Annotated in this window: 14 protein-coding genes; 10 read left to right on the forward strand and 4 right to left on the reverse strand. The window is 63.9% G+C overall.

The window, feature by feature from the left end; genetic code table 11:
* The 5 genes from dnaA to AC0V8S_RS00025 all read left to right on the forward strand — a co-directional run bounded on the left by dnaA (position 1) and on the right by AC0V8S_RS00025 (position 5,526).
* A complete protein-coding gene (gene dnaA, locus AC0V8S_RS00005) occupies positions 1-1,545 on the forward strand; it encodes a chromosomal replication initiator protein DnaA (protein ID WP_475436281.1) in 1,545 nt (514 codons plus the stop codon).
* 363 nt (positions 1,546-1,908) lie between these two features.
* A complete protein-coding gene (gene dnaN, locus AC0V8S_RS00010) occupies positions 1,909-3,027 on the forward strand; it encodes a DNA polymerase III subunit beta (RefSeq protein ID WP_172219783.1) in 1,119 nt (372 codons plus the stop codon).
* An 84-nt stretch (positions 3,028-3,111) separates the two neighbouring features.
* Positions 3,112-4,251: a DNA replication/repair protein RecF gene (gene recF / locus AC0V8S_RS00015; RefSeq protein ID WP_183456089.1), complete on the forward strand. Its 1,140-nt coding sequence runs from the start codon at positions 3,112-3,114 to the stop codon at positions 4,249-4,251.
* A 31-nt stretch (positions 4,252-4,282) separates the two neighbouring features.
* Positions 4,283-5,035 carry a molybdopterin-synthase adenylyltransferase MoeB gene (locus AC0V8S_RS00020; RefSeq protein WP_475436284.1) on the forward strand — a complete coding sequence of 251 codons (753 nt, stop codon included), beginning with the start codon at positions 4,283-4,285 and terminating at the stop codon, positions 5,033-5,035.
* Between the two features lie 2 nt (positions 5,036-5,037).
* The gene (locus AC0V8S_RS00025; RefSeq protein ID WP_475436286.1) at positions 5,038-5,526 is read left to right on the forward strand and encodes a GNAT family N-acetyltransferase; all 489 of its coding nucleotides are present in this window, start codon (positions 5,038-5,040) and stop codon (positions 5,524-5,526) included.
* Positions 5,527-5,558: 32 nt separating this feature from the next.
* Here AC0V8S_RS00025 and AC0V8S_RS00030 read toward each other — a convergent pair whose 3' ends face one another.
* Positions 5,559-6,560, reverse strand: a complete 1,002-nt coding sequence (locus tag AC0V8S_RS00030; RefSeq protein WP_183456084.1) for a 2-hydroxyacid dehydrogenase — start codon at positions 6,558-6,560, stop codon at positions 5,559-5,561.
* Between the two features lie 147 nt (positions 6,561-6,707).
* Here AC0V8S_RS00030 and AC0V8S_RS00035 point away from each other — a divergent pair, with 147 nt between their 5' ends.
* Entirely contained in the window at positions 6,708-7,268 is a 561-nt protein-coding gene (locus AC0V8S_RS00035) for an SH3 domain-containing protein (RefSeq protein WP_183456082.1), read from the forward strand.
* On the opposite strand, the gene AC0V8S_RS00040 is transcribed toward AC0V8S_RS00035, so the two are convergent.
* Together AC0V8S_RS00040 and irrA are read right to left on the reverse strand one after the other, a co-directional pair.
* Positions 7,258-7,638 carry a DUF4260 domain-containing protein gene (locus tag AC0V8S_RS00040; RefSeq protein WP_475436289.1) on the reverse strand — a complete coding sequence of 127 codons (381 nt, stop codon included), beginning with the start codon at positions 7,636-7,638 and terminating at the stop codon, positions 7,258-7,260. The two genes, AC0V8S_RS00035 and AC0V8S_RS00040, sit on opposite strands and share 11 nt — an antisense overlap.
* A gap of 28 nt (positions 7,639-7,666) precedes the next feature.
* A complete protein-coding gene (gene irrA, locus AC0V8S_RS00045; RefSeq protein WP_183456078.1) occupies positions 7,667-8,134 on the reverse strand; it encodes an iron response transcriptional regulator IrrA in 468 nt (155 codons plus the stop codon).
* 242 nt (positions 8,135-8,376) lie between these two features.
* Here irrA and fabA point away from each other — a divergent pair, with 242 nt between their 5' ends.
* The 4 genes from fabA (at position 8,377) to AC0V8S_RS00065 (ending at position 12,708) form a co-directional block, all read left to right on the forward strand.
* Positions 8,377-8,892, forward strand: a complete 516-nt coding sequence (fabA, locus tag AC0V8S_RS00050; protein WP_010913332.1) for a 3-hydroxyacyl-[acyl-carrier-protein] dehydratase FabA — start codon at positions 8,377-8,379, stop codon at positions 8,890-8,892.
* 49 nt (positions 8,893-8,941) lie between these two features.
* Positions 8,942-10,162: a beta-ketoacyl-ACP synthase I gene (gene fabB, locus AC0V8S_RS00055; RefSeq protein WP_095198373.1), complete on the forward strand. Its 1,221-nt coding sequence runs from the start codon at positions 8,942-8,944 to the stop codon at positions 10,160-10,162.
* Positions 10,163-10,194: 32 nt separating this feature from the next.
* A complete protein-coding gene (gene fabI / locus AC0V8S_RS00060) occupies positions 10,195-10,998 on the forward strand; it encodes an enoyl-ACP reductase FabI (RefSeq protein WP_475436292.1) in 804 nt (267 codons plus the stop codon).
* Positions 10,999-11,163: 165 nt separating this feature from the next.
* Positions 11,164-12,708, forward strand: a complete 1,545-nt coding sequence (locus AC0V8S_RS00065) for a putative bifunctional diguanylate cyclase/phosphodiesterase (RefSeq protein WP_475436294.1) — start codon at positions 11,164-11,166, stop codon at positions 12,706-12,708.
* Positions 12,709-12,726: 18 nt separating this feature from the next.
* Here the strand turns inward: AC0V8S_RS00065 and AC0V8S_RS00070 are convergent, their stop codons facing one another.
* A complete protein-coding gene (locus AC0V8S_RS00070) occupies positions 12,727-13,737 on the reverse strand; it encodes a class I SAM-dependent methyltransferase (protein WP_475436296.1) in 1,011 nt (336 codons plus the stop codon).
* Positions 13,738-13,776: the final 39 nt, after the last annotated feature.

The following is a 13,776-nucleotide window of genomic DNA, read 5'->3' on the forward strand; positions in this document are numbered from 1 at the left end:
ATGCAGAGCGGCATCGAAAGGGAGCTTACGGGCGACCTCCCATTTCCTGGAACTTTGATCGGAGCAAACGAGATGGCGGTCTCCAGCGACGCGGAGCAGAAGTTCGACCGGGTCAAGACCCAGTTGAAGGCGCGTCTGGGGGCTGAAGTCTATTCGAGCTGGTTCGGCCGCATGAAGGTCGCGGAGGCGTCCAAGGGCATTGTCCGCATCTCGGTGCCCACCGCGTTCCTGCGCTCGTGGATCAACGGCCACTATCTCGACCTCATCTCCGAGCTGTGGAAGCAGGAGGATGCCGATCTCCTCAAGATCGAGATCGTCGTGCGCACGGCCACCCGCCAGGGGCGCAGCCATGTCGAACCGGAACTGGCGCCGGCGCGCAAAATGACACGACAGACGCAGACGGCGCTGGCTGCCGGCACTGTGAGCCCCGGCAGGGTGGAACGGCCTCCCGTGCCGCGCCCGGGTGGTGCGGTCGAAACCGAGTTCCGCCACAACGTGCTGGGATCCCCGCTTGATCCTCGCTACACGTTCGGCTCCTTCATCGAAGGCCCGTCGAACCGGGTGGCCTTCGCCGCCGCCAAGGCCGTGGCGGAATCGCAGTCGAGCGCGGTGCGCTTCAACCCGCTTTTCCTGCACGCGACCGTCGGGCTCGGCAAAACCCACCTGCTGCAGGCCATCGCGGCGGAATCGCTGAAGCAGAACCCGAAATCCCGCGTCGTCTATCTCACCGCGGAGTATTTCATGTGGCGCTTCGCCACCGCGATCCGCGACAACAACGCGCTGACGCTCAAGGAGCAGTTGCGCGACATCGACCTTCTGATCATCGACGACATGCAGTTCCTGCAGGGCAAGTCGATCCAGCATGAATTCTGCCATCTGATCAACATGCTGCTCGACAGCGCCAAGCAGGTCGTCGTCGCCGCAGACCGGCCGCCGTCCGAGCTGGAATCGCTCGAGCCGCGCGTCCGCTCGCGCCTCAATGGCGGCGTCGCGCTCGAAATGTCGGCGCCGGATTTCGCCATGCGCCTCGGCATGCTCAAACTGCGCCTGGCCACGGCCAGGGTCGACGACGCGTCGCTGGATATTTCCGACGAGATCCTCGATCACGTCGCCCGCACCGTGACCGGCAGCGGACGCGAACTGGAGGGCGCGTTCAATCAGCTGCTGTTCCGGCAATCGTTCGAGCCGCAGATCACCATCGACCGCATCGACGAGATCCTCGGACACATCTATCGCACGGGCGAGCCGAAGCGGGTCCGCATCGAGGATATCCAGCGCATCGTGGCGCGCCACTACAACGTGTCGAAGACCGAATTGCTGTCCAACCGGCGCACGCGTACCATCGTCAAGCCGCGGCAGGTCGCCATGTACCTGTCGAAGGTGATGACACCGCGCTCCCTGCCCGAAATCGGACGGCGCTTCGGCGGCCGCGATCACACCACGGTGCTGCACGCCGTGCGCAAGATCGAGGACCTGTCCGGCAACGACAACACGCTGGCACAGGAACTTGAGTTGCTGCGGCGGCTGATCAACGACCAGGCCTGACCGATCCGAGACAAGGCAACCCGGAACCGCACTGGAATTCAATGGCTTGCCTGCCCGACCGTGAGCCCGAAATGGGCTCGCGGCGTAGAGCAATTCCAGGAAAAGTGTGAGACGGTTTTCCGTCCGGAATTGTGTCAAAACAAAGCCTGGCCACGATCTGGATTCCGGATTCAGCGCATAGGCTGGCGGTCTTCGCGGCCTTTATCCCCAGAAAGCCCGCGCAGCCGGCCGGAACCGGTGGCGCGGGCTTGCGTTTGCTGGCTTTTTCCTGTCAGTTTACGCAGATTCTGAGCCTGTTCAGACCTTTCGCGGGGCGCCGCCAGCCGGAGACCCGCTCATCCTTTCAAGCGAGCCTGTTTCGTCATGCGTGTTATCCTGGAACGGTCAAATCTCCTGAAGTCGCTCAACCACGTCCACCGTGTGGTCGAACGGCGCAACACGATACCGATCCTGTCCAACGTGCTGCTCAGCGCCGAGGGCGCCAGCCTCGAAATGAAGGCAACCGACCTCGATCTGGAGGTGACGGAAGCGACGCCCGCCAAGGTCGAGCGTGGCGGGGCGACGACGGTTCCGGCGCATCTGCTCTACGACATCGTGCGCAAGCTCGCGGACGGCGCCGAGGTGATGCTGAAGACGGACGAGGACGGCAACGCCATGACGGTGACGTCGGGGCGCTCGAGCTTCCGGCTGCAGTGCCTGCCGCAATCCGACTTCCCCGAGCTTTCGGCCGGATCCTTCTCGCATATCTTCCGGCTCGACTCGGTTGCCCTGAAGGGTCTGATCGAGAAGACGCAGTTCGCCATTTCCACCGAGGAAACGCGCTACTATCTCAACGGCATCTACCTGCACACGCATGAGGTCGGCGGCAAGCTGAAGCTGCGCTCGGTGGCCACCGACGGCCACCGCCTGGCGCGCGCCGAAATCGACGCGCCGGCGGGTTCCGAGGGCATGCCGGGCATCATCATTCCGCGCAAGACGGTGAGCGAGCTGCAGAAGCTGGTCGACGATCCGGATGTCGCCGTGACCACCGAGCTGTCCGACACCAAGATCCGCTTCACCATCGGCAGCGTGGTCCTGACCTCGAAGCTGATCGACGGCACCTTCCCGGATTATCAGCGGGTCATTCCGACCGGCAACGACAAGAAGCTGATCCTCGACCGCCAGAGCTTTGCCGCGGCGGTGGATCGCGTCTCGACCATCTCTTCCGAACGCGGCCGTGCAGTGAAGCTTTCGATCAGCGAAGGCCAGGTGACGCTTGCGGTCAACAATCCGGATTCCGGCAGCGCCACCGAGGAACTGGCGGCCGACTATTCGTCCGACCCGATCGAGATCGGCTTCAACGCCAAATATCTGCTTGACGTGGCCGCTCAGTTGACCGGAACGGAAGCCAAATTCATGCTGGCCGATGCCGGTTCGCCGACGCTGATCCACGACATGGCCGATGAGACCGCGCTTTACGTGCTGATGCCGATGCGGGTGTAGCCGGCGCTGCATCATCGATCCGGCTCTGCGACGGGACCGGCGGCAGGCACAATGGTTGCGGCGACTTCTACAGGCGGATAGCGGTTGCCGGGACAAATCCATATAAGTAAGCTAACACTTACTAATTTCCGCAATTATGCGGCGCTGGCGATCGATCTCGCCCCGGGCGCCGTGGTGTTTTCCGGCGACAATGGCGCCGGCAAAACCAACCTCCTCGAAGCGATTTCCTTGCTGACGCCCGGGCGCGGGCTGCGCCGTGCCCCTTACGCCGATGTCGCGCGCGAGGGCGGCGACGGCGGCTTTGCATTGCACGCCCGGCTCGACGGACCCGACGGCCAGATCGAGATCGGCACGGGGATTTCGGTTGGCGAGGGCGAAGGCGGGCGGCGGGTTCGCATCAATGGCGCGACTGCCCGCTCGGCCGAGGAGATGCTGGAATGGCTGCGCGTGGTGTGGCTGACGCCGGCCATGGATGCGCTGTTCACCGGACCGGCCGCGGACCGCCGGCGCTTTCTCGACCGGCTGGTGCTGGCGATCGATCCGGGCCACGGCCAGCGTGCTCTCGACTACGAAAAGGCGATGCGCGGCCGTAATCGTCTGCTTACCGAGGGCTCGCGGGATATCAGCTGGTTCGAGGCGATCGAGACGCAGATGGCCGAAACCGGCGTCGCCATTGCAGCGGCGCGCGCCGAACTGGTGCGCCTGCTCGCCGCCATGATCGACAGGCTGCCCGACACGGGACCGTTCCCGCAGGCCGACATCAGCCTTTCGGGCGATCTGGAGGCCGAGGTTTCCACCGCGCCGGCGGTCGATGTAGAGGAGCGGTTTCGCCGGGCGCTTGCCGGTGGCCGTGATCGTGATCGTGCCGCGGGACGCACGCTCGAAGGCCCGCACCGTTCCGATCTCCTGGTCAGGCACAGGCCCAAGGCGATGCCGGCCGAGCTCTGCTCGACCGGCGAGCAGAAGGCGCTGCTGGTCGGCATCGTCCTGTCGCATGCCCGGCTGACCGGCGAGATGTCGGGCATGACGCCGATCCTGCTGCTCGACGAAATTGCCGCCCATCTCGACAGCGGGCGGCGGGCAGCGCTGTTTTCGATCCTGGAGGAATTGAACTGTCAGGCGTTCATGACGGGGACCGATGCGGCGCTGTTTTCCAGCCTCAAGGGGCGTGCACAGTTCCTGACGGTCGACCACGGCACGGTTGGGCCAACCGAAGACGCCTGACAAGGTTTTTCGGCCGCTATATGGTCCTGATATGACCACCACGCTCACCACCGACGAGATCGAACGCTATGCCCGCCACATCGTGCTGCCCGAGGTCGGCGGCGCGGGCCAGCAGAGGCTCAAGCAAGCCCGGGTCCTGGTGATCGGCGCTGGCGGGCTGGGCGCGCCGGTGCTCGAATATCTTGCGGCGGCGGGCGTCGGCACGCTCGGCATCGTCGATGACGACACCGTGTCGCTCTCCAATCTGCAGCGCCAGGTCATCCACGGCACCGATACGATCGGCATGCTGAAAACCGACAGCGCCAGGGCGGCAATCGCCCGCATCAATCCCAACACCGCAGTGGAGACGCACACATTCCGGCTGAGCGCGGATAACGCCCCTGCCCTCGTCGCCCGCTATGACATCACCGTCGACGGGTCCGACAATTTCGAGACCCGTTATACGGTGGCCGATGCCTGTGCAAGCGCGCACAAACCCCTGGTGCATGCCGCCGTCGGCCGCTTCGACGGCTCGGTGACGGTGCTGAAGCCTTTCGAGGACGGCAAGGATGGCAAGCCGAACCCGGGATATCGCGACCTCTTTCCCGAAGCCCCGCCGCCGGGCCTGGTGCCGTCCTGCGCCGAGGCCGGGGTGCTTGGTGCGCTGACCGGCGTCGTCGGCACGCTGCAGGCGATGGAAGCGATCAAGCTGATCACCGGCATCGGCGAGCCGCTGGTCGGCCGGCTGCTGCTCTACGATGCGCTCGCCGCGCGCTTCGAAACGATCCGCTACGCCAGGCGCTGACCTTGGAGCGGACCGTACCCCTCTCCATCGACCGCATTCCGGCCGATTTCGGCCGCTGGGACGAGGTGCTTGCGCTGATCATGCGTGCCTTCGCCTTCATGGACGGGATCATCGACCCGCCATCCTCGGCCCACCTGCTCACCGTCGACACACTGCGCGACAAGGCCGGGCGGGAGACCGGTTTCGTGGCCCTCGACGGCGACAGGATCGTCGGCTGCGTCTTTGCTCTTGAGAGGGCCGACGACTTCTATGTCGGCAAGCTCGCCGTCGCCCTGGACTGCCAGGGGCAAGGCATTGGCCGGCGGCTGATTCGGGCGGTCGAAATTCTCGCGCTCGACCACGGCAAGGCGGCGCTGGAGCTGCAGACCCGGATCGAGCTCACCGGCAATCACGCCGCCTTTGCCCGCCTCGGCTTTCACGAGACCGAGCGGACCGCGCATGAAGGCTACGCCAGGCCGACCTCGATCACCATGCACAAGGCTCTTTCGTAAGCTTCTTCTTCCATCTGAATGACGGCGGGGCGTCAGATTCTGAGCGGCAGTACGCGGTCGGGCGGGCGGTGGCCGTCAACAAATGCCCGGATGTTGATGATCACCTTCTCGCCCATGTCGATGCGGCCCTCAAGCGTCGCCGAGCCCATATGCGGCAAAAGCACGACCTTGTGCCTGGCGGCGAGCTTGAGCAGCTTGGCATTGAGCGCCGGCTCATGCTCGTAGACGTCGAGGCCGGCGCCGGCGAGCTTGCCATCCTGGATCAGCTTGACCAGCGCATCCTCGTCGATGATGTCGCCGCGCGCGGTGTTGACGATATAGGCCGTGGGCTGCAGCAGCGCCAACCGCCGCGCCGACAAGAGATGAAAGGTCGCCGGCGTCGAAGGACAATTGACCGAGATGATGTCCATGCGGGCCAGCATCTGGTCAAGGCTCTCCCAATAGGTCGCCTCCAGCTCGTCCTCGACCGCCGGCAATACGCGGTGGCGGTTGTGGTAGTGGATGGAAAGGCCGAAGGCCTTGGCCCGCCTGGCAACGGCGGTGCCGATGCGGCCCATGCCGACAATGCCGAGCCGCTTGCCCCAGATGCGCCGGCCGAGCATCCAGGTCGGCGACCAGCCGGCCCATTTCTTGTCGCCGGTGAGCACGTTGGCGCCTTCCGCCAGCCGGCGCGGCACCGCCAGCATCAGCGCCATGGTCATGTCGGCGGTGTCTTCGGTCAGCACATTGGGCGTGTTGGTGACGGTGATGCCCTTCTTGGCCGCCGCCGCCACATCGATCTTGTCGACACCGTTGCCGAAATTGGCGATCAGCTTGAGGTTGTCGCCGGCCTGGGCGATCAGCGCCGCGTCGATGTGATCGGTCACTGTCGGCACCAGCACGTCGGCTTCCTTGACCGCCGCAACCAGTTCCGGTTGCGTCATCGGCCGGTCCTCGACATTCAGCCTGGCGTCGAACAGCTCGCGCATGCGGGTCTCGACCGGGTCGGGCAGCTTTCGCGTGATGACCACGAGAGGCTTCTTTTTGCCTGCCATTGTTTCCCTCGTTGAGACCTCTTTAACCAAGACCGGCGAAACTGAAAGCCGGTCGCGGTAGCCGATTTACCCATGTAACAAGCGGTGCCGCCGAAGACAAAGAAAAGGGGCGCCGAGGCCGAGAGGCAAGCGCCGAAAGGAACGAAAGTGTCTGGTTTCGCGTCGCTTCGCCTGACCCTCAGCGCAGCATTGCTCGGCGCTCTCCTCTATTCCCCGCTTGCCGCGGCACAGAGCGCGGCCGCACCCGCCCAGAGCGCCGTCACGCTCGGGCCGAGCGGTCTGCCATTGCCGCGATTCGTCAGCCTGAAATCCGGCCGCGTCAACTCGCGCGTCGGCCCCGGCGCCAACTACTCGGTCGACTGGATGTATATGAAGGCCGGCCTGCCCATGGAGATCATCCAGGAATTCGATACCTGGCGCCGCGTGCGCGATGCCGACGGCTCGGAGGGCTGGATCAACCAGTCGCTGCTGTCGGGCCGGCGCACCGCAATCATCGCGCCCTGGCAGCGCGGCAAGGGTGCCCAGATCAATCTTATGAAAAGTCCCGACAAGGATGCCCGTGTGGTGGCGATCGTCGAGCCTGGCGTCATGGGCACGATCAAGTCCTGCGACGGCCAGTGGTGCGAAATGACGCTTGACGGCCACACCGGCTGGCTTGCCCAGGCAGCGGTCTGGGGCGCCTATCCCGGCGAGCGGGTCAAGGACTGAGGTCGTTGCGCTTGCGCCCGATACGGCCGAGGTGGGTGTCCTGAAAACCGGTTGACAGTTTCAGGCCATAGCCCAGCGCACGGTCGATGGCGATGTGGGCGATCCAGATCAGTGCGACCGCGATGGCGACCGTATGACCGGACAGGTAGCCGACGAGCAGCAGCAGCACCGGTACGATGAGGATGTGCAGGGCGTTGTAGGCGGTGGCGCCGATGCGCGGCCCTGCCAGATAACCGAACATCGACAGGTCTGGCGCCAGGATCAGCACCGCGAAGAGCCACCAGGAAACGCCTGACGAAGCGTAGAAGACGACAGCGACCGCGGCCATAGCAGCCCATTCGAGCCGGATGATCAGGTCGAGAGGCTTCATCCCCGACAGATTGTTCTGGCCCGACAGATTATTCTGGCCCGGCCGATTGTTCCGGCCTCGCCGGCCCTTCCTGACGCTTGGGGCGCAGCCTCACCACGATGTCGACATTGGCGATCTCCATGCCTTCCGGAGGCGGCGGCAGGTTGGAGACGGTCACCGGGCCGCTTTCGATATCGAAAATCCGGTTTTCGCCTTCAATGTAGAAATGGTGGTGGTCGGAGGTGTTGGTGTCGAAATAGGTCTTGGCGCCCTCGACGGCGAGGATGCGCAGCAGTCCCGCCTGGGTGAACTGGTGGAGCGCGTTGTAGACGGTGGCCAGCGACACCGGCACGCCGGCGGCAAGCGCCTCCTCATGCAATTCCTCGGCCGAGAGATGGCGATCGCCCTTGGCGAAAAGCAGGTCGGCCAGCGCGATGCGCTGCCGCGTCGGCCTCAGGCCGGCTTCACGTACCCGCTTGTCCACAGCGACATTTTCCTTCCGGCAGCCCCGGTCCATCTGGTCTTCCAAGCTCGCAGTCCCGCTTCAAGACACGCCCAGAATGGCAAAAAAATGAACGTCTGCCGAAACCGGACCCCTGTTGACATATATTCTGTCGTCCGAAAGCGATCAATAGCGCGCATTGACCCGGGCAGACTTGCGGGTTAAGCGCAAACGCCGGTTTCCGGCCTGAAACAGATTGTGTTAGGACACCAACGACAAGGGCGCGCTACCGCCCGGACGATATGGGGACGAGATTGATGGCGGGTAAATCCAGCTACGACTACGAAGAATTGCTGGCCTGCGCCCGCGGCGAGCTGTTCGGAGAGGGCAACGCCCAGCTGCCCTACCCGCCCATGCTGATGTTCGACCGTATCACCGAGATCAGCGAGACCGGCGGCGCTTTCGACAAGGGCTTCATCCGTGCGGAGTTCGACATCAAGCCGGACCTGTGGTTCTTTGCCTGCCATTTCATCGGCAATCCGATCATGCCAGGATGCCTCGGCCTCGACGCCTTGTGGCAGTTGACCGGCTTCTACCTTGGCTGGCTCGGCGAGCCCGGCAAGGGAATGGCGCTGTCGACCGGCGAGGTCAAGTTCAAGGGCATGGTCACACCATCGGTCAAGAAGGTCGAGTATGGCGTGGATTTCAAGCGCGTGATGCGCGGCCGGCTGGTTCTGGGCATCGCCGATGGCTGGATGAAGGCGGATGGCGAGCCCATATATGCGGCGACGGACCTGAAGGTCGGTCTGTCCAAGCAGTCGGCGGTCGCTTGACCGCAACCTTGGCCTGCCCACTGGCCAGCATCCCTGGAAGGAGTTGCGAATGAGACGTGTCGTAGTCACAGGCCTCGGCATCGTGTCGTCGATCGGCAACAATGCCAACGAGGTGCAGACCTCGCTGCATGACGCCAGATCCGGCATCAGCTTTTCCGATTCCTTCGCCGAGCATGGCTTCCGTTGCCAGGTCTGGGGCGCACCGACGCTCGACCCCTCGGCCATGATCGATCGCCGTGCGATGCGCTTCCTGAGCCAAGGCGCTGCCTGGAACCACGTCGCCATGGATCAGGCGATCGCCGACGCCGGCCTCGGCGAAAGCGACATCACCAATGAGCGTACCGGCATCGTCATGGGCTCGGGCGGCCCCTCGACCCGCACCATCGTCGAGGCGGCCGAAACCACGCTGAAGAATGGCAGCCCCAAGCGCATCGGCCCGTTCGCGGTGCCAAAGGCAATGTCGTCGACGGCCTCGGCGACGTTGGCCACATGGTTCAAGATCCACGGCGTCAACTACTCGATTTCGTCGGCCTGCTCGACCTCGGCGCATTGCATCGGCAATGGCTACGAGCTGATCCAGTGGGGCAAGCAGGATATCGTCTTTGCCGGCGGCCACGAGGATCTCGACTGGACGATGTCGGACCTGTTCGACGCCATGGGCGCCATGTCGTCGAAGTACAATGACCGGGCATCGGCGGCTTCGCGCGCCTATGACGTCAATCGCGACGGCTTCGTCATCGCCGGCGGCGCCGGCGTTCTGGTGCTGGAAGAGCTGGAGCATGCCAAGGCGCGCGGCGCCAAGATCTACGCCGAGATCGTCGGCTACGGCGCGACCTCGGATGGCTACGACATGGTGGCACCCTCCGGCGAAGGCGCGGTCCGCTGCATGCGCCAGGCGCTGGCGACTGTGACCACGCCGGTCGACTACATCAACACCCACGGCACCTCGACACCGGTGGGTGATTCCAAGGAAATGGGCGCCATCCGCGAGGTGTTCGGCGAGAAGATGCCGTTCATCACCTCGACGAAATCGCTGACCGGCCATTCGCTGGGCGCGGCCGGCGTGCAGGAATCGATCTATTCGATCCTGATGATGCAAGGCGGCTTCATCGGCGAAAGCGCGCATATCGAGACACTCGACCCTGAATTCGAGGGCATGCCGATCGTGCGCAAGCGCATAGACAACGCCAAGATCGACACCGTTTTGTCCAATTCGTTCGGTTTCGGTGGCACCAACGCGACGCTCGTTTTCCAGCGCTACTCCGCATAAGGCCAGCGTTTTTTCTAAAAGGATTGCCAGCCATGGACGGATTGATGAAGGGCAAGCGCGGGCTTGTCATGGGTGTCGCCAACGATCATTCGATCGCCTGGGGCATCGCGCAGAAATTGTCCCAACATGGCGCGGAGCTCGCCTTCACCTACCAGGGCGAGGCCTTCGGCCGGCGGGTCAAGCCGCTCGCCGACAGACTGGGCGCCTCGCTGGTCGTTCCCTGCGATGTCGAGGACAGCGCTTCGGTCGCCGCCACCTTCGAGACGCTTGGCAAGGCTTGGGGCGGACTGGACTTCGTCGTCCATGCCATCGGCTTTTCCGACAAGAATGAGTTGAAGGGCCTTTACGCCGACACCAGCCGGGACAATTTCGTCCGCACCATGGTGATCTCCTGCTACTCTTTCACCGAAGTGGCCCGCAACGCCGCGCCGCTGATGACGGAAGGCGGCTCGATGATCACGCTGACCTATGCCGGCTCGGTCCGCGTCATGCCGAACTACAATGTCATGGGCGTCGCCAAGGCCGGCCTCGAGGCCAGCGTGCGCTACCTTGCCAACGACTACGGTCCGCGCGGCATCCGGGTGAACGGCATCTCGGCAGGACCGGTGCGCACGCTCGCCGGCGCCGGCATTTCGGACGCCCGCCACATGTTTTCGTACCAGCAGCGCAACTCGCCGCTGCGCCGTACAGTGACCATCGACGAGGTCGGCGGCTCGGCGCTTTATTTGCTGTCCGATCTCGCTTCCGGCGTCACCGGTGAAATCCACTATGTCGATTCCGGCTATCACATCGTCTCGATGCCGACGCTCGATGAATTGAAGCAGACGGATGGCTAACCAGCCCTAAAACGGATCAAGGCGACACACTTTGGGCAACCGTTTCGGAGAAATGGCGCTTTTCCAGTAACGAAATAATTCTTCTCCAGTAAAATTGGACGCATTCGCGGAAACTCATTTTAAGAAGATTTCCGCTATAGAGTCCCGCAATCTGGGGACCTTTGAATGTCTGCCGTTAGCAACCCGAAGCGAACACCGGTGTTCCGACTGCTTACGATAGCAAGTTCGGGCATTGGCAGTTTCGTGCTCGGCATCTGGGGCCTGAAGCACGGTCTCGGCGACGGGTTTGCCGGCATATCGGTGGATATGATGGTCGCGATCATGGCCGCGCTTTGCGCGCTGGCGGCTTCGGTGGCAGCAATGTCCTTCTTCGCCGGTATCGATGAATCGGCGGATTTCGTCTTCAACGAAACCCATTTCGACAAGCTGACCGGACTCTTGGCGCGCCCGGCGATGGTCGGCAAGATCGCCGAGGCGGCATGCGCGACAAGCCGAACCGGGGAACCGGTGTTCCTGATCGACATCGACATCGACCGGTTCAAGCAGATCAACGACGCGATCGGCTATAGCCAGGGCGACGAGCTGATCCGCGCCTTCACCAAGCGGCTGCAAGAGAGTGTGCCCGCACGCGCCCTGATCGGGCGCATCGGCGCCGGCGAGTTCGCGGTGCTGCTTCCGGATCATCAGATCCAGGGAACGATGGAAAGCATGGTCGAAAGGCTCATCGACGAGTTGATGGAGCCCTATGAACTCAGCAGCCATCAGCAGTCGGTGAGCCTGTCGGTGGGTATCGTGGCCATGCCCAAGGATGGCGTCGATCCGGTCCTTATCCTGCGCCGCTCCAATCTGGCGCTGCAGCATGCGCGCGCCAGCGGCGTCGGCAACTGGTCGGTGTTCGACAGCGAGATGGGGCGTGTCGCCGATCATCGCCAATGGGTCGAATCCGAACTGCACACCGCCTTCGAACGCGGAGATTTCGACCTCCACTATCAGCCGCAGCTCGACCTGCCGACCGGCCGTATCATCGGCTATGAAGCGCTGATCCGCTGGAACCATCCCGAACGCGGCATGATCCCGCCGATGGAGTTCATCCAGATCGCCGAGGAAACCGGGATGATCAACCCGATCGGCGAATGGGTTCTGCGCAAGGCCTGCAGCGACGCCCGCCATTTGCCGGACGACTGCTTCGTCGCCGTCAACATCTCGCCGGTCCAGTTCATGACCAAGGACTTCGTCGGCATCGTGCGCGACACGATGCGGGCCACCGGCATCAAGCCGTCGCGGCTGGAGCTGGAAGTCACCGAAACGGCGATGATGCAGGACCGCGACCGCGCGGCCGCCATCCTGAAAGAGCTTGCCGAGATGGGCATCTCGGTTGCCGTCGATGATTTCGGCACCGGCTATTCGAACCTCAGCTATCTGATCGATTTCTCGTTCGGCAAGCTGAAGATCGACCGTTCCTTCGTCAGCCGCATCGATACGGATTCCAGCTCCGGCGCCGTCGTCTCGACCATTGTCGGACTTTCGCGCGCACTCGGCGTCAGCATCATTGCCGAAGGCGTCGAGACCGAAAGCCAGGCGACGCTGCTGCGGGCCGCCGGCTGCGAGGTGGTGCAGGGCTACCTGTTCGGCCGGCCGGCGCCGCTCAAGTTCAGGCTCGGCGACGCGCATGCCACAGACGAGGTCAGGCGCGTCGCCAACCTGCACTGAACGGCGATACGCATCGCTTCAGCGCCGAGCGGAAAACACCTTGAACATGCCGTCGCGGGCGAGTTCCGCGTGGCTGGCAAAGGCGGCCGACAGCACGGACTCATAGGGAAGCTGGCGGTTGGCGACCATGAACAGCCTGCCACCGGGCTTCAACGCCTTGGCCGCCGCGCGGATCATGCCGGCACCGATCTCCGGCTCCGCTGCACGGCTGCGGTGAAAGGGCGGGTTCATGGCGATGACGTCGTAGCGCCGCTCGACAGGCTCGGCGAGCAGATCCGTCCAGAAGAAGCCTTGCGCCACGGTGTTGCCGAGGTTGCCCTTGGCTGCCTCCAGCGCATCGAAATCGGCCTCGTAGAGATCAAGGGCCGACAGGCCTGACGAACGGGCAGCCATCTCAGCCGCCACATAGCCCCAGCCGGCGCAGAAATCGGCCGCACTGCCGCGCAGATCACCGGGCAGATTGTCGACCAGAAGCTTCGAACCGGCATCGACGCGATCGAAGGAGAACATGCCGGGTTCGGTGTGGAACCGGCCCTCGACCAATTGCGCCGGGTTGGCGGCACGAAGTGCCGTGGCGGCCTGCATATCCGCCGGGCGGCGCAGCCAGAAGGCGATGCCGTGATATTTCGGCATGTGACCGTCGAGCGGCACAAGCTCGTCGATACGCTTGCGCAGGCTGGCAATGCCATCGTCCTTGCCGCCGGCAATGACGACCAGTCCGCCCGGTGCCACGCGCTCGAGGGCCTCGGCGATGCGCAGTTCGTTCTGGCCGCGATGGCGGCCGGCGAGCACCAGAGCGGCATCAAAACCGTCGCCCTCGGTTGTCGGCGTGACCGTGAAGCCCGCCGCCTGCAAAGCGCGGAAATGCGGCCGGAAGCCTTGTACGAGATTTAGCCCGGCCTCGAAACCGTGCGGCGGGCGCAGGCCTGGCTCGGCCCCGAGAAAGAGAATGCGCTCACTCTTGCGCGGCAAGGCAAGCGCCTCGGCCTCGAACGGGTGGAAAAGCGTCTTCAGCGCTTCAGCGGACATTCCCTCTACCTTCCAAACGAAAACGGGCGCGACATCAGC

Source organism: Mesorhizobium oxytropidicola, from assembly GCF_056174625.1.